General features: G+C 72.5%; 16 protein-coding genes. 1 reads left to right on the plus strand and 15 read right to left on the minus strand.

Annotation, left to right across the window (positions count from 1 at the left end; translation table 11 throughout):
- The first annotated feature begins 35 nt into the window (after window positions 1-35).
- Window positions 36-1,727: a bifunctional 3'-5' exonuclease/DNA polymerase gene (locus ABTY20_RS15160; RefSeq protein ID WP_351997454.1), complete on the plus strand. Its 1,692-nt coding sequence runs from the start codon at window positions 36-38 to the stop codon at window positions 1,725-1,727.
- A gap of 170 nt (window positions 1,728-1,897) precedes the next feature.
- Here the strand turns inward: ABTY20_RS15160 and ABTY20_RS15165 are convergent, their stop codons facing one another.
- From ABTY20_RS15165 to ABTY20_RS15240, 15 genes are all read right to left on the minus strand, one after another.
- A complete protein-coding gene (locus tag ABTY20_RS15165; protein ID WP_351997455.1) occupies window positions 1,898-3,358 on the minus strand; it encodes a multicopper oxidase family protein in 1,461 nt (486 codons plus the stop codon).
- 254 nt (window positions 3,359-3,612) lie between these two features.
- Window positions 3,613-4,509 (minus strand): alpha/beta hydrolase family protein, encoded by an 897-nt coding sequence (locus ABTY20_RS15170; protein ID WP_351997456.1) that lies wholly within the window; start codon window positions 4,507-4,509, stop codon window positions 3,613-3,615.
- A 163-nt stretch (window positions 4,510-4,672) separates the two neighbouring features.
- Window positions 4,673-4,930 carry an acyl-CoA carboxylase subunit epsilon gene (locus tag ABTY20_RS15180; RefSeq protein WP_502991811.1) on the minus strand — a complete coding sequence of 86 codons (258 nt, stop codon included), beginning with the start codon at window positions 4,928-4,930 and terminating at the stop codon, window positions 4,673-4,675.
- Window positions 4,927-6,531: an acyl-CoA carboxylase subunit beta gene (locus ABTY20_RS15185; RefSeq protein WP_351997458.1), complete on the minus strand. Its 1,605-nt coding sequence runs from the start codon at window positions 6,529-6,531 to the stop codon at window positions 4,927-4,929. Before ABTY20_RS15185 ends, ABTY20_RS15180 begins: the two co-directional genes overlap by 4 nt.
- 164 nt (window positions 6,532-6,695) lie before the next feature.
- The gene (locus ABTY20_RS15190; RefSeq protein ID WP_351997459.1) at window positions 6,696-8,162 is read right to left on the minus strand and encodes an MFS transporter; all 1,467 of its coding nucleotides are present in this window, start codon (window positions 8,160-8,162) and stop codon (window positions 6,696-6,698) included.
- Window positions 8,163-8,207: 45 nt separating this feature from the next.
- On the minus strand, window positions 8,208-10,532 hold the full coding sequence (locus ABTY20_RS15195; RefSeq protein ID WP_351997460.1) for an SDR family oxidoreductase: 2,325 nt from the start codon (window positions 10,530-10,532) through the stop codon (window positions 8,208-8,210).
- A gap of 4 nt (window positions 10,533-10,536) precedes the next feature.
- A complete protein-coding gene (locus ABTY20_RS15200) occupies window positions 10,537-11,481 on the minus strand; it encodes an aromatase/cyclase (RefSeq protein WP_351997461.1) in 945 nt (314 codons plus the stop codon).
- Window positions 11,482-11,514: 33 nt separating this feature from the next.
- On the minus strand, window positions 11,515-12,300 hold the full coding sequence (gene fabG / locus ABTY20_RS15205; RefSeq protein WP_351997462.1) for a 3-oxoacyl-ACP reductase FabG: 786 nt from the start codon (window positions 12,298-12,300) through the stop codon (window positions 11,515-11,517).
- Window positions 12,301-12,370: 70 nt separating this feature from the next.
- Window positions 12,371-12,649 carry an acyl carrier protein gene (locus ABTY20_RS15210; RefSeq protein WP_351997463.1) on the minus strand — a complete coding sequence of 93 codons (279 nt, stop codon included), beginning with the start codon at window positions 12,647-12,649 and terminating at the stop codon, window positions 12,371-12,373.
- A gap of 112 nt (window positions 12,650-12,761) precedes the next feature.
- On the minus strand, window positions 12,762-13,979 hold the full coding sequence (locus ABTY20_RS15215; RefSeq protein WP_351997464.1) for a ketosynthase chain-length factor: 1,218 nt from the start codon (window positions 13,977-13,979) through the stop codon (window positions 12,762-12,764).
- Entirely contained in the window at window positions 13,976-15,247 is a 1,272-nt protein-coding gene (locus ABTY20_RS15220; RefSeq protein ID WP_351997465.1) for a beta-ketoacyl-[acyl-carrier-protein] synthase family protein, read from the minus strand. Before ABTY20_RS15220 ends, ABTY20_RS15215 begins: the two co-directional genes overlap by 4 nt.
- On the minus strand, window positions 15,244-15,573 hold the full coding sequence (locus ABTY20_RS15225; protein WP_351997466.1) for a TcmI family type II polyketide cyclase: 330 nt from the start codon (window positions 15,571-15,573) through the stop codon (window positions 15,244-15,246). The genes ABTY20_RS15220 and ABTY20_RS15225 overlap by 4 nt, the downstream gene beginning before the upstream one ends.
- Before the next feature lie 40 nt (window positions 15,574-15,613).
- On the minus strand, window positions 15,614-17,083 hold the full coding sequence (locus ABTY20_RS15230; protein ID WP_351997467.1) for an FAD-dependent monooxygenase: 1,470 nt from the start codon (window positions 17,081-17,083) through the stop codon (window positions 15,614-15,616).
- A 38-nt stretch (window positions 17,084-17,121) separates the two neighbouring features.
- On the minus strand, window positions 17,122-18,072 hold the full coding sequence (locus ABTY20_RS15235) for a hypothetical protein (RefSeq protein ID WP_351997468.1): 951 nt from the start codon (window positions 18,070-18,072) through the stop codon (window positions 17,122-17,124).
- A 6-nt stretch (window positions 18,073-18,078) separates the two neighbouring features.
- Window positions 18,079-18,775: biotin/lipoyl-containing protein (locus ABTY20_RS15240; protein WP_351997469.1), on the minus strand; the 697-nt coding region annotated here is incomplete at its 5' end.

Genomic DNA, 18,775 nt, shown 5'->3' on the forward strand with positions numbered 1-18,775 from the left:
GGGGCGTTGTCAGACCCCCCTGCCACACTCGCGGCATGACCGGCCGGTGGGCGCTCGCTCCGGCCGAGGACGGTGGCGTGGACGTCGCCCCCCTCGGCCCCGACGGGCTGCCCGCCGGTCCCGTGCTGCGGGAGGCGGACCCCGCCGAGGCCGTACGGAGCCGTCCCGGGGTCACGCGGTGGGTGTGGCGGTCCACCGCCGAGGTCTACCCGCGCCTGCTCGCCACGGGGGTGCGGGTGGAGCGGGCCTACGACGTCGAGGCCGCCGAGACCCTCCTCCTCGGCCACGAGGGGCGGCACGGGGAACCCCGTTCGGCCGCGGCCGCGCTGGCCCGGCTGCGCGGCGGCCCCGTACCGCCCGACCCGCCGCAGCGCCAGGCCGATCCGGGCGCCCAGCCCTCCCTCTTCGAGCCCCGGGGCGTCCGGCTGCCGCTGACGGACCTCCTCGCGGTCTACGCCGAGCAGCAGCGGCGCACCGACCGGACCGCGCACCCGGACCGGATGCGGCTGCTGACGGCCGCCGAGTCCGCGGGGACGCTGGTCGCCGCCGAGATGAACCGCGCGGGACTGCCCTGGCGGGCGGACGTGCACCGCGCGGTGCTGCGCGACCTGCTGGGCGAGCGGTACGCGGGCGGCGGGGAGCCGCGCCGGCTCGCCGAGCTCGCCGACGAGGTGTCCGCCGCCTTCGGCCGCCGGGTCCGGCCCGACCTGCCGGCCGACGTGGTGAAGGCGTTCGCGCAGGCCGGCGTCAGGATCACCTCGACCCGCCGCTGGGAGATCGAGTCCGTCGACCACCCGGCCGTCACGCCCCTGGTCGAGTACAAGAAGCTGTACCGGATCTGGGTCGCCCACGGCTGGTCCTGGCTCCAGGACTGGGTGCGCGACGGCCGCTTCCGGCCCGAGTTCCTCGCCGGCGGGACGGTGACCGGCCGCTGGGTCACCAACGGCGGGGGTGCCCTGCAGATCCCCAGGGTGATCCGCCGCGCGGCCGTCGCCGACCCCGGCTGGCGGCTCGTCGTCGCCGACGCCGACCAGATGGAGCCGCGCGTCCTGGCGGCCATCTCCCGCGACCCCGGTCTGATGGAGGTCGCGGGCCGGGAGGGCGACCTGTACCAGTCGGTGTCCGACCGCGCCTTCTCCGGCGACCGCGCACAGGCCAAACTCGCCGTCCTCGGCGCGGTCTACGGCCAGACCTCCGGCGACGGCCTGAAGAACCTCGCCGCGCTCCGCCGCCGCTTCCCCCGGGCGGTGGCCTACGTCGACGAGGCCGCCCGCGCGGGCGAGGAGGGCCGGCTCGTACGGACCTGGCTGGGCCGCACCTGCCCGCCGGCCGTCCGTACGACGGACGACGCGGCGGAGGAGGCGGGCATCCCGGTCGCGGAGGAGGAACAGGAGTCCGACGCCCGCCCGTGGGTGCCGGGCCACGCCTCGACCGACGCCCGCGCCCGCGGCCGCTTCGCCCGCAACTTCGTGGTGCAGGGCAGCGCCGCCGACTGGGCCCTGCTGCTGCTCGCCGCGCTGCGGCGGACCCTGAGCGGCATGGCGGCCGAGCTGGTCTTCTTCCAGCACGACGAGGTGATCGTGCACTGTCCCGAGGAGGAGGCGGAGACGGTGGTGGCGGCGATCCGGGAGGCCGCGGACCTGGCCGGCCGGCTGACCTTCGGACAGACACCGGTGCGGTTCCCGTTCACGACGGCGGTGGTGGAGTGCTACGCGGACGCCAAGTGACCGGGGCGTCGGCCGGGGCCCCGTCGTCCCGCCCGCCGGGTCGCACGGCCGGTGGCCGCCCCTCCACGGGGTGAACGGTCCTCCACCCGCCCCTCCATGAAAAAAAGGCCCGCGTCCGTCAGGACGCGGGCCTCGGGTGTCGCACGGTCCGCCGATGGTCCGCGGACCACCTAACCGATCTTCATGGTGGCCATCATGCCCATGGCGGAGTGGTCGAGCATGTGGCAGTGGTAGACGTACGAACCCCGGTACGTGTCGAACGTGGCCTGCAGTTTGACCGTCTCCCCCGGCATCAGGTTGACCGTGTCCTTGAGACCCGCGTCGGAGGGGGGCGGGGTCTGGCCGTTGCGCTCCAGGACCCGGAACTGCACCAGGTGCATGTGGAAGTTGTGCGGGAACACCTCATTGGCGTTGACGACGGTCCACACCTCGCTGGCGCCGTGGCGCACGAAGGCGTCGACCCGGTCGGGGTCGTACACCTTGTCGTCGATGAACGCGTTCGGCGGCTGCATGGTGAGCTTGATCGTGCGCTCCCCGGTGGGCTCGGGCAGCCGGGGCAGGGAGCGCAGGACGGCCGGGATCTCGCTGTCGTCGCGCGCCGTGCGGTCGACCTCGAACCGGAGCACCTGCCCGATCTTCGCCAGGTCCCCCGGAGGCGCGCTGTTCTCCAGGACGATCCCGGTGCCCACGGGGTACCGGGAGAAGTCGATCACCACGTCGGCACGCTCACCGGCCGACAGGAAGATCCTGTCGGTGGTGTACGGACGCGGCAGCAGCCCGCCGTCGGAGCCGATCCGGACGATCTCCGAACCGTCCGAGAGACGCAGGTCGAAGGCCCTGATGTTGGCCGAGTTCAGCAGCCGGAAGCGGTACTTCCGGGCGGCCACCCGGAAGTAGGGGTACGCCTTCCCGTTGGCGAGGATGGTCGTCCGCTCCGGGTCGCCCATCGTGTAGGCGAGGTTGCCCTCGCCGTCGATGTGCACGTCCCTCATGGCGATGGGGACGTCGTAGGCCCCGGAGGGCAGGGGCAGCGCCTGCTCGACGGAGTCGGTGAGCAGGTAGGAGCCGGACAGGCCGCGGTAGACGTGCTCGGCCTCCATGTGGTGGGCGTGGTCGTGGTACCAGAGCGACGCGTGCGGCTGCCGGTTGGGGTAGAAGTAGGTGCGGCTCGCCCCCGGGGCGATCGTGTCCATCGGGGCGCCGTCGTGCTCCTGGGCGACGGACGCCCCGTGCAGGTGGACGGAGGTGGGCATCGTCAGCGCGTTGCGCTGGCGGACGATCACGGGACGCCCCGACCGCGCCATGATCGTGGGGCCGGGGAAGCTTCCGTTGTACGTGAGCACGCTGGAGCGCACGCCGGGGATGATCTCGCACTCGGCGGGACGCATGGTGACGTCGTACACGTCCCATCCCCCCGCGGTCGAGACCGGCCGGAGCACGGGCGGAACGGGCATGGCGACGCTGAACCTGTCGGAGACGGTCATGGCGTCGTCCGACGCCTTCACCACGGCGCCCGCGGGCTCGGCGGCCGCAGCTTGTCGGGTGGCGACCGGGGTCAGTGCGGCGCCGGTCACCAGCGTCGCACCGACCACGCCCAGTCCGGCACCGAGTGCGGTACGTCGAGTGGCCACGTGAGTCCTCCTGAATAGGGCATGAATGCGCACCGCACACGGCAGGGCGTTCGGACGGGGCTGAGGCACGCAGCCGTCGGCACGGTCCGAGGCCGACGGCGAAGGGCTGCGCCCAGCGGGAAGGACCGTCGGCGGCGGAGATGCGGCCGACGGGGGCAGCACGGGGAAGAAGACACACCTGTGCTGTCCGAAGAAGCGTGACAGTCGGAGATCGACTCGTCAAATCCCTTTCGGACGGCCGCAGTTGAAGTGACCTACAACGGCAGCAAGGAGCCCGTCCCGTGCCGGGCGAGGCACTCCTCCAAGAACGCCAGGGCCCGCAGGTGGTACGTGCGGGCCGACCAGCCGAGACTGATGTTGTGACCCGCGCCCGGCAGGCGGTCCACGGTGTGCGGCACGGCGAGCGAGCGCGTCAGGTCGGTGATCGCCGCATCGTCGTGGCGCCACCAGGCCTCGTGCTCGGCGAAGGTCAGCCGCACGGGCAGCCGCAGGCGGGGGGCGAGCCGGCCGTACCGCTCCGGCCAGCTGCTCCACTCGAGCCGCTCCCGTTCCGGCAGGGGCGCGACCACGGACGCACTCGCACGGAACGTGCCCGGTGGGTAGAGGTGCAGTGGTCCCCAGTTCAGCCGGTGGCCGACCCTGCCCCCGGGCGCGGCGGCGTAGCGCGCCGCCTCCGCGGCGTGCCGGTTCCCACAGCCGGAGACGTCGAGGCCGATCAGTTCGCCCTCGGCCATGTCGGCGGCCATGGTGAGCGCCACTTTGCCGCCGTAGGAGTGCGCCAGGAGGAACATCCCGGCCCCGATGTCGTGGTCGGCGGCGAAGCCCCGCAGCGCGGCGCTCAGGGTCGCGGACTGCTCGGCCAGGGTCTGGCCCTGCGGCGTCGTGACGGCCGACGCCCCGTAGCCGGGGCGGTCCAGGGCGAGGACGCTGTAGCCCAGGCGGGCCCCGAGCGCGAGCAGGGAGACATCCGGGTGGGCCTGGCCGTCGAAGTAGGCGGCGCTCATCCCGCCGCCGTGCAGGCACACCACCGCCGCGCGCGGCCGGCCGTGTCGCGGTTCGGCCAGCAGTCCGGAGAGCGGAATGCCCGCGTGGAGCAGCGTGACGCGGCGTACGCCGGCGGACACGGGGTGCGCGTGTGTCGGCACTGTCATCGGCCAGTCCCCCCGGGGTGTGTCAGTCGATGCTGCGGATGATGTGCGGCTCGGTGGGGTCCTCCTGCTCACCGGCCAGCAGCAGGGGCGGTGCCGAGCCGGTGTCGCCCGGCGGATCGGGGGGTTCGGTGTCCATCGTGGTCCCCTTCCTCTCGGCTTCGGGTCAGCGCCCTCGTCCCGGAGCCCATCGGCCCCGCGGGTCGCGGTGGTGGGGTATGCGTTCGGGCCGGCTCCAGCCCGCGGTGGCCGGAGCCGGTGCCGGTTCCGGCCGGGCCAGGGCCGCGGCGCGGGCCAGCAGCACCGTGGTCAGCGCGGCGAGCTCGGCCGGTTCCGGCCGGCCCCTGACCACCTTGATGACCGGGAACCGGTCGGCCGGCTCGCTGCCGCCGGCGGCCGGGCCGTGCCCGTCGTCCGCGCTCACTGCGGAGGGTTGCCGTGCTTGCGGCCCGGCAGGTCGACGTGCTTGGCACGCAGCATGGCCAGCGACCTGATGATGATCCGCCGTGTGTCACGCGGGTCGATCACGTCGTCCACCAGCCCCCGCTCAGCGGCGTAGTAGGGGTGCATCAGCTCCGCCTTGTACTCCTTGATCTTCTGCTGCCGCATCTCCTCGGGGTCGGGGGCCGCGTTGATCTCACGGCGGAAGATGACGTTCGCCGCCCCCTCGGCGCCCATCACCGCGATCTCGTTGCTCGGCCAGGCCAGCGCGAGGTCGGCGCCGATGGAGAGGGAGTCCATGACGATGTAGGCGCCGCCGTACGCCTTGCGCAGCACCAGGGAGATGCGGGGGACCGTCGCGTTGCAGTAGGCGTACAGCAGTTTGGCCCCGTGGCGGATGATGCCGTTGTGTTCCTGGGCCACGCCCGGCAGGAAGCCCGGTACGTCGATCAGGGTCACCAGGGGGATGTTGAAGGCGTCGCAGAACTGCACGAAGCGGGCGGCCTTCTCGCTCGCGTCGATGTCGAGCACCCCGGCGTAGGACGACGGCTGGTTGGCCACGACGCCCACCACCTCGCCGCCCAGGCGCGCGAGCGCGCACACCACGTTGGTCGCCCAGGCCGCGTGCACCTCGAAGTAGTCCCCGTCGTCCACGATGTCCTCGATGACGGCGCGGACGTCGTAGACGGCGCTCGGGTCGTCCGGGACCAGCTTCAGCAGCGCGTCACAGCTGCGGTCGACCGGGTCGTCGCAGGGGGCGGCGGGGGGCAGCTCGCGGTTGTTCGAGGGCAGCAGCGAGAGCAGGTAGCGGACGTCCTCGAGGCAGCTGCGCACGTCGGGGTAGACGAAGTGCGACACGCCGGAGGTGGTGGCGTGCACGTCCGCACCGCCCAGGCCGTCCTGGGTGATCTCCTCGCCGGTCACCGCGCGGACCACGTCGGGTCCCGTGATGAACATCTGCGAGATGCCGCGCACCATGAAGACGAAGTCGGTGAGCGCCGGGCTGTAGGACGCACCGCCCGCGCACGGTCCGAGCATCACCGAGATCTGCGGGATGACGCCGGAGGCCTTGGTGTTGCGGCGGAAGATGCCGCCGTAGCCCGCCAGCGCGCTGACCCCCTCCTGGATGCGGGCGCCCGCACCGTCGTTCAACGACACCAGGGGCGCGCCCGCGGCGAGCGCCATGTCCATCACTTTGTGGATCTTGGAGGCGTGCGCCTCGCCCAGCGCACCGCCGAAGATCCGGAAGTCGTGGGCGTAGACGAACACGGTGCGGCCGAAGACCGTGCCCCAGCCCGTGACCACACCGTCCGTGTAGGGGCGGTTGGCCTGCATCCCGAAGCCGGTCGCGCGATGCCTGCGCAGGGGCTCCACCTCGGTGAAGGAGCCCTCGTCGAGCAGCAGGTCGATGCGTTCGCGCGCCGTCAGCTTCCCGCGGGCGTGCTGGCGCTCGGTGGCCTCCGGACCGGGCCCCTGCAGGACCTCCTTCTTGATCAGGCGCAATTCCTCCAACCGCTCGTCGGTGGTCCATCCGGACCTGTTCCCGTCGGTGGACCCGGTCAGGGTCCTCTCCCGTGCCGACATGGACGTCACTCTCCTGACTTGGATTCGTGGCCGGTCGGTGCCGCCCCCGGCCACCGTGTCGTGAGGTTGAACGGGTCCTGCTCCAGGGGGTGCGGCGGCAGCCCGGTGATCCGGCCCGCAAGGGATGCCGTCGAGGAACGGTTCGGCTGTCGTGGGGTCCGTCCTCAGTCACGGCGCGGCCGTGCCCCCGCCACTCCCACGAGCAGGCCGAGCGCTCCGACGAGAGCCACCAGGACCAGGGCGGGGCGGCAGGCTGCCAGGAACTCCGCCGGCGGCGCGCCGGCGGCGGGTCGGTGCGCGACGAGCAGCGCGGCGACGAGAGCCGGCACGAGCGCCGCCCCGGCCTGGACCGCGGTCTGGTACAGACCGGCGCCCGCGCGCCGTTCCGGTGGCGGCAGCTGCGAGGTGGCCTGTGTGTTCAGCGCGGCGAAGGACAGGACGAAACCGGCCCCGACCAGCAGCGTCGTCGGCAGTACGGTGGTTGCGTAGTCGAGCGGCCACGACTGGCGCACCTGCCAGACGTATCCGGCCAGGGGGAAGACCGCCCCCACGGCGATGAGCCGCGCGGTGCCGAAGGCGGCGACCATCCGGCCCGACAGCAGTGCGGTGACCGCGAGGGGGGCTGCCGCCGGCACGAGGGCGAGCGCGGCCCTCAGCGGGTGCCAGCCGTGCAGCGTCTGCAACTCGTAGGTGAGGACGAACAGCAGACCCAGGTACGAGCCGTTCAGCGCCGCGGCGCCCAGGGCCGAACGGACCAGCGGGCCGTGGGTGAGGAACGTGAACCGCACCAGGGGGTGGGGGGTGCGCCGTTCGACCAGGACGAAGGCCACGAACAGCACCGCCGACGCGGCGAGCAGTCCGCCGGAGCGCAGACCGGTCCAGCCGTGCGTCGGCACGGACACCGTGCCTCCGACCAGCGTGAGCAGTCCGGCCGTCCAGGTGGCGGCACCCGCCACGTCGTACCGTGGTGGCCCGTCGTCGCCGGGCCGCCGGCCGGCCTTCCGGTCCGTGCCCGGGATCAGGCGCAGCCCGAAGAAGAAGAGCACCAGCACGACGGGGGCCGGGAAGGCGAACGTCAGCCGCCAGTCGACCGCCGTCAGCACGCCGGACAGCAGCAGCCCGGCCGTGAAGCCGCTGGCGCCGAACAGCGTGTAGACGGACAGGGCCCGGTCGCGCAGCGGGCCCTCCGGGTAGGCGGTCTGGATGATCGCCAGACCGGTCGGGGCGGTCAGCGCGGCGCAGAACCCCTTCACGACGCGGGTGGCCACCAGCAGCCGCACGTCGTCGACGAGCGCGCCGGCCACCGAGGCCGCCGCGAAGCCCACGAGCGCGGCGAGATAGACCTCGCGGCGGCCCAGGCGCTCGACGACCCGGCCGCCGAACAGCATCAGCCCGCCGAACCCGATGGCGAACCCGGTCATCATCCACTGGGCCGAGGTCAGCGGCAGGCCGAGGTCCGCGCCGATCGACGGCAGCGCGACGACCACCACGGACACTTCCAGCGCGTCGATGAGCATGTTCCCGGCGAGAACGAAGAGCAGTCCCCACAGCCGGAGCGCCGAGGCCCCGGCCGGTGCCGCCGTCGACGGGGGCCGGGGGGCGGAGGCGGAGGCGGAAGACGAACTGCGCACGATTCTCCTTCGCTTCGGGGAAGGCGTGGCCGCGCGGGGGGACGGTCAGCCGAGGAGTGTCCCGCCGCTGGCGTCGATGAAGGCGCCCGTGATCCAGCGGGCGTCGTCCGAGGCGAGGAAGGCGACCACATCGGCGATGTCCCGGGGTTCGCCGACCCTGTTGAACGTGGAGAGGGCCGCCATCTGCTCGACCGCCTCCGGGATGTCGAACACCGGGTTGCTGTTGCGCGTGATGCCCGGCGCCACGCTGTTGACGGTGATGCCGCGCGGCCCGAGGTGCTTGGCGAAGTGCAGGGCGAGCATCTCGACGGCGCCCTTGGTCATGGCGTACGCGATCTCGTCGGGGTTGGCGAACTTGGTGAGTCCCGAGGAGATGTTGATGATCCGGCCCCCGTCGGGCATGTTCGGCAGGGCGCGCTGGATGATGAAGAACGGCGCCTTGGCGTTGACGGCGACGAGCCGGTCGAACTGCTCGGGCGTGGTGTCCTCCGGCTTCACGCCGCCCATCACCCCGGCGTTGTTGACCACGATGTTGAGCTCGGTGGACCCGGTGCGCTCCTTGAGCCCCTCCTCCAGTCCGAGGAACAGCTCGTGGACGCCGCCCGGCGCGCCGAGTTCGGACTGCACCGTGAAGGCCCGGCCGCCGTCGCTCTCGATGCCGGAGACGACCTCCTCGGCCGCTTCCCGGGAGGTCGAGTAGTGCACGGCGACGAGTGCGCCCTCGCGGGCCAGGCGCTCGGCGGTCGCCCGGCCCATGCCCCGGCTCGCCCCGGTGACGAGCGCCGTCCTGCCGGTCAGGTTGCCCATGGTGCTTCTCCTGTGATGTCGACGTTCGTGGGTCGTGACGTGCCGCGCGCTGGGGCGCCGCACGTCGTACGGGGTGGTGCGCCGCGCGCTGCCGCCGGGAGCGGCTGTCGCGCTCCCGAACCAGCGGCCGAGCGCGGCGAGCAGGCCTTCCTCGTCGGTTCCGGCCCAGCCCACGTAACCGTCGGGACGCACCAGCACGGTGGTCCCGTCGGCCAGTGGGCCGGCCGGCGCGGCGGCGACGACGGTGTCGACCCGGTCCGCCCACGGGGCGGCGGCCGCGAGCACGCCGTCGCCGCGCTCGGACGCCGGGTGGAGCAGGAGCCCGCGCGCGCGGCGCAGCAGCACGGTGGTGGAGGTGGCCGTGGTGCCCACGGTCAGCTCGGTGTGCGGCAGCCGTGTCCCGCACAACGGGTGCTCCCGGCCGGAGCCGTAGCGGATGCCGAGGCCGCTGATCGTGCCCGCGAGGTGCCCGCGCACGTCCTCGTAGGCGATCAGCTCGCCCAGGACGGAGCGCAGCGGCTCGACCTCGGGTCCGCCGAGCAGCAGGCGCGCCTGCGCCCGGATGCCGGAGAGCACCTCGCGGCCCACGGCGTGGCGCTCCTCGTGGTAACTCTCCAGGAGCGGCTCGTGGGCGCGGCCGAGCACGACCGCCGCCAGCTTCCACCCGAGGTTCACGGCGTCCTGGAGCCCGAGGTTCAGTGCCTGTCCGCCGATCGGCATCTGCTGGTGGGCGGCGTCGCCGGCGAGGAGCACGCGCCGGTCCCGGTAGCGGGACGCCTGGCGGGAGGCGTCGCCGAAGGAGTTGACCCACAGGGGCACGCCCGCCGTGATGTCCTCACCGGTGACCGTGCGCCACACGTCGGCCAGTTCGGCGTGGTCCGGCTCCGAGACGCGGGTCCCGGCGGGGCGGCCGAACTGGTGGACCATCACCCGGGTGACTCCGCCGGCCCCGCGCGCCGCGATGGCCAGGCCCTTCTCCAACCGCTGGAAACGCCTGTCCGGGATGTCGATCCCGGCGATGTCGCCCCGGATCAGCTCGCGTTCGGCGGACGTCCCGGGGAAGGGGAGACCGGTCAGCTCCCGCACCGTGCTGTCCTCGCCGTCGCAGCCGACGACGTAGCGTGCGAAGAGGCGTACCCGGCCCCGTGGGCCGTCGGCCTCGACCTCGACCCGGTCGTGGTGCTGCACGAGGGCGCGTACCCGGTGCGCGACGCGCAGCTCGGCGCCGAGCCGGCGCGACCAGGCGCCGAGCAGTTCCTCGGTCCGCGTCTGCGGGACCTTCCACTGTCCCGTGAAGGGACTGTCGAGGCGCAGGTCGAGGGGGATGCCGCCGAAGTGGCCCATCGGCACGTTCGGCGGCGTGCCGAGCTCGTCGAGCAGTCCGCGCTGGTCGAACAGTTCCATGGTCCGCGCGTGCAGGGTCGAGGCGCGGGACTCCGTGGTGGGGCCGTCCCGCTGCTCCAGGACGATCACCTCCGCGCCCCCCAGCCTGAGTTCGCCGGCGAGCATGAGGCCCACGGGACCCGCGCCGACGACGATGACATGGGTGTCGACGGCCGTCATCGGATCAGCGCCGGGCTTCGGCGTAGTCCTTGGCGTGGCCGAGCGTCGCCCGGCTGTTGGTGCTCAGTGCCGCCTGGACGTAGGCCTTGGCGTCGGCGATCCCGGCGTCCGGCCCCAGGATCGACGCGATGTTCTCCGGGCGGATGACGACGGTGTGCTGTGAGGACGCGGCGACCCCGCGCTCCGTCTCCGTGAACGTCCAGTAGCCGGTGTGCAGGCTCATCAGCGCCGGAAGGGTGGTCTGCTTGTACGCGATCTTCTTGTGCGGCAGGCAGACGCGGTACGACTTGGTGGTGTGCACCGAGCCGTCCTTGGCCCGGGTGTCCATCTCCAGCGTCTGCAGTCCCGGCACGTCCTCGGTCAGCCGCACGGTGACCACGTGCGGCAGCCGCTCGGACCACAGGCCGGCCTCGTTGATGAAGTCGTAGACGTCCTTCGCGGAGCCGGCGATCTCCACGGTGTCCTCGAAGGAGAACGTCAGCTCCTCGGAGGAGGCGACGAACTCGAGGTTGTCCTTCAGACCGGCCAGTTCGCTGCGCGAGTTGCGGTCGACGGCCTCGTCGATCCACTTCAGCTTCTCCGGGTCGTCGTCGATCGCCCGGTAGTCGTGCAGCAGCCGCAGCCGTGACGCGGAGTCGGAGATCGGCTCGACGATCCAGGTTCCGCCCATGTCCGCCACCGGCGGAGTGGTCACCTCCTGACGGAACTCGATGCGCAGCCGGTCCGGGTCCAGCACGCGGCGCGACGTCCAGTTCTTGGCCTCGCCGTTGGCGGTGGCCCAGATCCGGATCTTCTCCTCGGTGTCGGTGCGCTCCACATGGTCGACGTAGATCGACGGCGGGAAGAGCCGGGGCCAGTTCTCCACCTCGGCGATGAGCCGGTACACGTCGGCGGCCGGTGCCGAGACCGTGATCTCGTGCTCCACCTCGCGCAGTCCGGGCTGAGACATACTCGTGGCTCCTAGGTTGTGGGACGGGACGGCTCAGAAGTTGCCCAGTCCGCCGCAGACGTTGAGTGCCTGTGCGGTGATGGAGGCGGCGGTGTCCGACGCGAGGTAGCCGACCAGGCCGGCCACCTCCTCCGGTGTCGAGTACCTGCCCAGCGGGATCTTGGCGGTGAACTTGTCGAGGATCGTCTCCTCGGTGGTGCCGTACGCCGCGGCGTAGCCCTGCCGGACACGCTGTGCCATCGGTGTCTCGACGTACCCCGGGCAGACCGCGTTGACCGTGATGCCCGTCGGTGCGAGCTCGTTGCCGAGGGCCTTGGTGAAGCCGACGACTCCGTGCTTGGAGGCGGAGTACGGAGCGCCGAGCACCACGCCCTGCTTGCCCGCGGTGGAGGCGATGTTGATGATCCTGCCGCGGTCCTTGCCGCGCATCCCACCGGTGTTGAGCACGGCCCGGGTCATCCGGAAGACGCTGTTCAGGTTCGTCTCGATGACGTCGTTCCACAACTCGTCCTCGATGTCCGCGGTGACGCCGCCACCACTGCGGCCCGCGTTGTTGACCAGGACGTCGATCGGTCCGAAGCGGGCGGTCGCGGCCCGGACGAACTCCTCCGTGCTCTCGGGCGACCGCACGTCGAGCGGAGCGCCGTCGACGTCGAGCCCTTCGTTCCTCAGCAGCTTGACCGTCGAGACCACGTTCTCGGCGCTCCGCGCGCCGATGAAGACCTGGTGCCCCTGCTCGGCCAGGAGCCGGGCCGTGGCCAGCCCTATGCCGCTGGTGGCTCCGGTGACGACGGCGACGCGTTGACTGTGCTGCGACATCTGGGTTCTCCCCTGGTGAGGCGCCCGTCGGACGGGGCGGCCGGGCCGGCCCCCTCGACGGGCGGGCGGATCAGGCCGCGACGTCCGCGGCGGCTGTGATGTGCTCGTTGACCACGGCGATGAGCAGACGCGGCGTGACGGCGTCCGTCAGGACCGAGTCGTCGAGGGTGATGCCGTACTCGCGCTCGATGCGGCCGCCGGTCTCCAGCAGGGCCAGGGACTCGTAACCCAGCTCCTCGAATCCCGTGTCGAGGATGTCGCCGTCGAGGTCGACCCCCTCTTCGGCACCGGCTCCTTCCAGCAGGATGCGCTTGAGGTCGTCGAAGGTGAAGGTGCGCGTGCTGCTCACGTCGATGCCTTTCGATCGGAGGCCCGGGGCCTCGGTTCGTGTGGGGTTGCGAAAGGCGCGCCCCTCACCGCCGCAGGGGGGTGGAGACGGTGAAGGGCGCGCGTGTTCCGGCTCAGTGGCCGGAAGCCTGGAGGACCACCGCGGAGTTGAAGCCGCCCTGGCCGCGCGCGAGCACCAGCGCCCTGCGCAGCTCCGCGGGGCGCGGCTGGGCGACGACCAGGTCCAGCTCGTAGTCGGGCGAGGGCACGACGTTCACGGTGGGCGGGATCAGCCCGTCGTTCATGGAGAGCAGGGCGGCGGCCACGTCCAGCGGGCCGGCGCCGGCGTACAGCCGGCCGGTCATGGTCTTGGGCGCGGTGACGGGGACACCGCGCGGGCCGAAGACCGCCCCGATGGCCTCCGCCTCGATCCGGTCGAGGTCGGGCAGGCCCGCCGCGTCCGCGAAGACGACGTCCACGTCGTCCGGCGTGAGACCGGCGTCGGCCAGGGCCAGCTCGATCGTGCGCCGCAGCCCGGGGGGCCGGCCGCTGCCCGGGCGGGGATCGAAGGTCGCCGCGTAGCCGCGGAGTTCCCCGTACGTCCGCGCGCCGCGCCGGCGCGCGGCCTCGGGGTCCTCCAGGACCAGGATCGCCCCGCCCTCACCGGGCACGTGGCCCCGTGCGTCGGCGTCGAACGGCAGGTAGGCACGGGTCGGCTCGTTGCTGGTGCTGATCCGGCCGCCGGTCAGCTGCGCCACCCAGCCCCACGGGCAGATCGCGCCGTCGACACCGCCCGAGACGATCAGCGGTGTTCCCTTGCGGATCTGGCGGCGGGCCTGCGCCAGCGCGTCGAGCCCGCCGGCCTGGTCGCTCACCAGGACGCCCGAGGGCCCCTTCAGCCCGTTGCGGATGGATATCTGGCCGCTGTTGACGGCGTAGAACCAGGCGAAGGACTGGTACGCGCTCACGTACTGGCTGCCCTGGCTCCACAGCTTCTGCAACTCGCCCTGGCCGAACTCGAACCCGCCGGCGGAACTGGCCGTGACCACCCCCATGTCGAACTCGGGCAGTTCCTCCGGGCGCACCCCGGCGTCGGCCAGGGCCCAGTCCGCGGCGGTCAGCGCGAGTCGGGTCATGTGGTCGGTCTGCGGCAGCAGCCTGCTCGGCAGGTGCTCCTCCGCGCGGAATCCCGGTACCTCACCCGCCAGCTGGGCCGGGTACTGCGCCGGGTCGAACCGGGTGACGCGGCCGATGCCGCTCTTGCCGCCGCGGGTGGCGGACCAGAAGTCCTTGGTGCCCAGGCCGTTCGGCGACACGGCCCCTATCCCCGTCACCGCCACCGAGGTGGTCATGCCAAGCTCCTCTCGGGGCGGGCCAGCACCATGGCGCTCTGGAACCCGCCGAAACCGCTCCCCACCGTGAGCACCGTGTCCGTGGTCCACTCACGTGCCTCCAGGGGCACGTAGTCCAGGTCGCACTCCGGGTCGGGGGTGTGCAGGTTCGCCGTGGGCGGCACGACGTTGTGCTGCATGGCCAGGGCCGAGGCGGCGATCTCGATCGAACCGATGGCACCCAGCGAGTGGCCGACCATCGACTTGATGGAGCTCACCGGCACCCGGTACGCGTGGTCCTTCAGGCTCCGCTTGAACGCCGCCGTCTCGTGCCGGTCGTTCTGCTTGGTGCCCGAACCGTGCGCGTTGATGTAGTCGACGTCCTGCGGATCGATCCGGGCCTCGGCGAGCGCCGAGCGGATCGCCTCGGCCATCTCCGCGCCGTCCGGACGCAGGCCGGTCATGTGATAGGCGTTGCTGCGGGTGGCGTAGCCGGCGATCTCCGCGTAGACGCGGGCGCCACGGCGCCGGGCCGCCTCGAGCTCCTCCAGCACGAAGACGGCCGCGCCCTCGCCCAGCACGAAGCCGTTGCGGCTGCCGTCGAAGGGCCTCGACGCGCGCTCGGGCTCGTCGTGGCGCGGCGTGGTCGCCTTGATGGCGTCGAAGCAGGCCATCGTGATCGGCGAGATCGGCGCGTCCGAGGAGCCCGCGACCATGACGTCGGCGCTGCCCTCACGGATCAGCTCGACGGCGTAGCCCACCGAGTCGATGCCGGAGGTGCAGCCGGTGGACACCACCGTGCTGGGCCCCTCGGCGCCGACCGCCCACGCGACCTCGGCCGCGAACGAGCTGGGTACCAGGTAGTCGTACAGGTGCGGCACCGCGTACTCGTGGTCCACGCAGTCCAGTCGTCCGCCGTCGCTGACGACCCGGTACTCCTGGTCGAGTCCCATGGTGGCGCCCACCGCACTGCCGACGGTGACGCCCACGCGGTGGGGTTCGTGGTCGTCCAGGGCGACACCGCTGTCGGCGAGCGCCTCCCGGGTGGCCACGACGGCGAACTGCGCGGCCCGGTCCATGCGCCGGATCTCCTGCGGGGACAGCCCGTGCGCCTCGGCGTCGAAGTCGATCTCGGCCGCGACGCGCGAGCGGAACGAGGAGGGGTCGAAGAAGGTGATGCCCCGGGTGGCGGTGCGGCCCGCGCTCAGCAGGTCCCAGAAGTTCCTGGTCCCCACGCCGCCGGGCGCCAGTACGCCGATGCCGGTGATGACCACGCGCCGACCGGTCATGTCTCGCTCTTCCACGAGTAGAAGCGCTGGGCCAGCGCGTCGGCGGGCGAACGCCAGGTGGCCGGGTCGTAGGCCTCGATGAAGGGCTTCAGGTCCTCGCTGATCCGCACGAACCGCGGGTCCTCCTTGGCCTGTTCGATCAACTGGCCGCCGTTGTCCGTGTCGAAGTCCTGCAGGTGGAAGTACAGGCCCCGGTAGCTGAAGAGCTGACGGCGCCGCGTCCCCATCAGGTGCGGCATCTCCGTCCGGTCGAACTCGCCGAACAGGCGGGCCACCTCGTGCTGTGACGCCGCGTCCATACGGGCGACGATCAGTGAGCTGTGCATGGTCTCTCTCCCTGTGATGGTGCCCGCGTGCGAGCGGGCATCAGATGGCCGGGCCGAACCAGCGCTCGAGGGCCATGGGCAGGTCGCCATGGCTTCCCGGCGCGGCCCAGGCGACGTATCCGTCGGGCCGGACGAGCACCGCCGACGTGCCCGCGAGCTGGCTGTGCGCGGACAGTTCGCGCGGTTGCGCGGTCACCAGGTCCACCCGGTCGCGCCAGGGCACGGCCCTGCGCCGGAGCTCGGCGTTGTCGGCGAAGTCGAAGAGCACGCCCCGCGCGGGACGGAACGCCTCGATGCTCCGGCGGATCAGCGCGTGCCCGGTCAGGCTCACGTCCGGCATGCGACGGCCCAGCAGCGGGTGGCTCCCGCCGTCGACGTCGTAACGGATCTCCAGACCGCTGACCATCGCGGCGAAGTGCCGGCTGACGTCCTCGTACCCGATCAGTTCCGAGATGACGTCGCGCAGCGGCTGCACCTCCGAGCCGCTGAGGAACAGCAGACCCTGGGCCTGGGTGTTCATCAGCAGCCGCCGGCCCACCGGGTGCCGTTCGGCGTGGTAGGTGTCCAGCAGCGTCACGGGGGCGCGGCCCCGTACCACCGCGCCCAGCTTCCAGCCGAGGTTCACCGCGTCCTGGATGCTGGTGTTCATGCCCTGGCCGCCGGCCGGCAGGTGGATGTGCGCCGCGTCGCCGGCCAGGATCACCCGGCCGCGGCGGTACTCCGTGACCTGGCGCGTGGCGTCGCCGAACGCGCTCACCCACACCGGTTCGGCGTGGGAGATGTCGTCACCGGTGAGGCGCTGCCACGCCGCGGCCACCTCCTCCCAGGCCGGCGGCTTCTCCCGGCGCTGCGGCGGAGTGCCGCGCTCGCAGACGATGAGGCGGGTCACACCGCCGGGCAGCGGTCCCACCATCACCATGCCGCCGGGGAGCGTCTCGCCGATCATCCGGGGTTCGAGGGTGATCCCCTTCACGTCGGCCAGGAACATCTCCATGGTCGCGGCGGTGCCGGGGAAGTCGAAGCCCGCGGCCTTCCGCACCGTGCTGCGGCCGCCGTCGCAGCCCACCACGTACTCGGCGCGCGCGGTCTGCACCCCCGAGGGGCCCCGTATCTCGACCTCGACGCTGTCCTCCTTGCCGGTGACGGACAGCACCTCGTGGCTGCGGCGGATGTCGGCGCCGAGCGCGGTCGCCCACTCCTCCAGGACCGTTTCGGTGGCCGACTGCGGTACGGTCTTGGCCGCCTGGTGCGCTCCTTCCAGCACGCCGAAGTCGACCGGCAGGCCGCCGAAGTGGCCGACGTTGCTGGTCTCGATCTCCCCGAACCGGGACAGCAGTCCCCGCTGGTCGAAGATCTCCATGGTGCGCGCCGTGAAGCCCAGGCCGCGCGATTCACCGGTGCGCGCGGCCAACCGCTCCACGACCATGACGTCGACACCGGCGAGCCTCAGCTCGCCGGCGAGCATCATGCCCGCGGGCCCGGCGCCCACGACTATCACTGCCGCGTCCATCTGCCTCTCCTCGGTGTCCTGTCGTGCGCTTCGGGGATTCATCGCGTGAACCGGGCGATCGCGCGGTTCGCCGTGTGGGACGCGGCCGCGTACCGGTGGTCCGGTGTCCGCGTGGCGTGCCGTGCGGCGACCTCGGCCAGCTTGATGGCGTGCTCGTCGCCGATCTCCACGGCGGTCGCGAAGGTCTCGGCCGCCGTGGGGGCGTCCGGCAGCGGCTCCGGGTCCGTGGTCGCGGGGCCCGCGGCGAAGGTGGACCGCATGATCCGGGTGGCCTCGGCAGTGGCGAGGTAGGACGGCCACCCGTGCTCTTCCGGCAGGTGCGCGCAGACCAGGCGCACGGCCGCCGGTGTGGTGACGGCGTGGATCAGCGGAACCGGGAACCGCTGGCGCGCGGTCGCGTAGACGCCCGCGTTGTCCGCGGTCAGCCGGTCGAGCGCCTCCATCGCGTCACCGGCCGGTTCCGGGGGAACCGGGCCGGCGGCGCCGGAACCGGGCTCGTACCGCGCCGCCCAGTAACCGAGCCCCCGGGCCAGTTCGTCCCGCTGCAGCCGGTCGTCCCCTCCCGCCCGCTCCACGGCCCGTACGGCGTGTGCGGTGCGGATCACGCCGTGTCCCAGCATGGCCAGGACGCCGGGCACCAGCCGGGGCCACCAGCGAGCCAGTACGTCACGCCACGGTTCCTCCTCCAGCTGGCGGGCGAACATGGCGGTCCAGTCCCCCACCCGGCTGAAGTCGCCGAGCGCCGCGCGCCATTCGCCGGGATCGTCCGGGGACAGCCGCCAGCGCGGTTCGGGCACCTCGTGGTAGGCGTGCCGGCTCAGCGTCCGGTCCAGCCACGGGGACACGACGTCGGTGTACCCCATGTGCGCCAGTGCCTCGGCGGCCATCGGGACGTGGTTCACCAGGGTGCGCGTCCCGTGTTCGTAGCCCACGGTGCTCAGGCGCTCCAGCGCCTCGGCCATCACGTCGTTGTACGTCGGTGCTGCCAACGCCGATCAGTCCTTGATCTCGCAGATGGCCGCGCCGGGGGTGAGGGAGGCGCCGACTTCGACGGCGAGGCCCTTGACCGTGCCGGAGCGGTGGGCGTTGATGGGCTGTTCCATCTTCATGGCCTCCAGGACGACGACCAGGTCGCCCTCCTGGACCTCCTGGCCCTCCTCCACGGCGAGCTTGACGATCGTGCCCTGCATCGGGGAGGCGAGGGTGTCGCCCGAGGCCGCCGGCGAGGGCACCGCCGCCCCGCGGCGCTTCGGCCTCGCCGCGACGGCCGGACCGGTGCGGCGGGTCAGGCTCGTGCCGAGGGAGGCGGGCAGGGAGACCTCCAGGCGTTTGCCGCCGACCTCGACGACGACGGTCTCGCGGTCGGCCTCCTCGTCCGCTCCCGCGTCCACGGCGGCGGTGAAGGGCTTGATCTCGTTGACGAACTCCGTCTCGATCCACCGCGTGTGCACCGTGAACGGCTGGTCCGAGCCGGTGAGCTCGGGCGCGAACGCCGGGTCCGCCACCACCGCGCGGTGGAACGGGATCGCCGTGGCCATGCCCTCGACCCGGAACTCCGCCAGCGCACGCCCGGCCCGCTCCAGCGCCTCCTTGCGGGTACGCCCGGTCACGATCAGCTTCGCCAGCAGCGAGTCCCACGCCGGACCGATCACACTGCCCGACTCCACCCCCGCGTCCAGCCGCACCCCCGGC

Source organism: Streptomyces sp. NPDC126497 (assembly GCF_040302425.1).
GTDB lineage: Bacteria > Actinomycetota > Actinomycetes > Streptomycetales > Streptomycetaceae > Streptomyces.

What these genes read in the sequence shown, in the direction of transcription:
- ABTY20_RS15160 (WP_351997454.1), top strand. Translation starts at nt 36, where the DNA reads ATGACCGGCCGGTGGGCGCTCGCTCCGGCCGAGGACGGTGGCGTGGAC.
- ABTY20_RS15170 (WP_351997456.1), bottom strand. Translation starts at nt 4,509, where the DNA reads ATGACAGTGCCGACACACGCGCACCCCGTGTCCGCCGGCGTACGCCGC.
- ABTY20_RS15185 (WP_351997458.1), bottom strand. Translation starts at nt 6,531, where the DNA reads ATGTCGGCACGGGAGAGGACCCTGACCGGGTCCACCGACGGGAACAGG.
- ABTY20_RS15195 (WP_351997460.1), bottom strand. Translation starts at nt 10,532, where the DNA reads ATGACGGCCGTCGACACCCATGTCATCGTCGTCGGCGCGGGTCCCGTG.
- ABTY20_RS15200 (WP_351997461.1), bottom strand. Translation starts at nt 11,481, where the DNA reads ATGTCTCAGCCCGGACTGCGCGAGGTGGAGCACGAGATCACGGTCTCG.
- fabG (WP_351997462.1), bottom strand. Translation starts at nt 12,300, where the DNA reads ATGTCGCAGCACAGTCAACGCGTCGCCGTCGTCACCGGAGCCACCAGC.
- ABTY20_RS15215 (WP_351997464.1), bottom strand. Translation starts at nt 13,979, where the DNA reads ATGACCACCTCGGTGGCGGTGACGGGGATAGGGGCCGTGTCGCCGAAC.
- ABTY20_RS15220 (WP_351997465.1), bottom strand. Translation starts at nt 15,247, where the DNA reads ATGACCGGTCGGCGCGTGGTCATCACCGGCATCGGCGTACTGGCGCCC.
- ABTY20_RS15225 (WP_351997466.1), bottom strand. Translation starts at nt 15,573, where the DNA reads ATGCACAGCTCACTGATCGTCGCCCGTATGGACGCGGCGTCACAGCAC.
- ABTY20_RS15230 (WP_351997467.1), bottom strand. Translation starts at nt 17,083, where the DNA reads ATGGACGCGGCAGTGATAGTCGTGGGCGCCGGGCCCGCGGGCATGATG.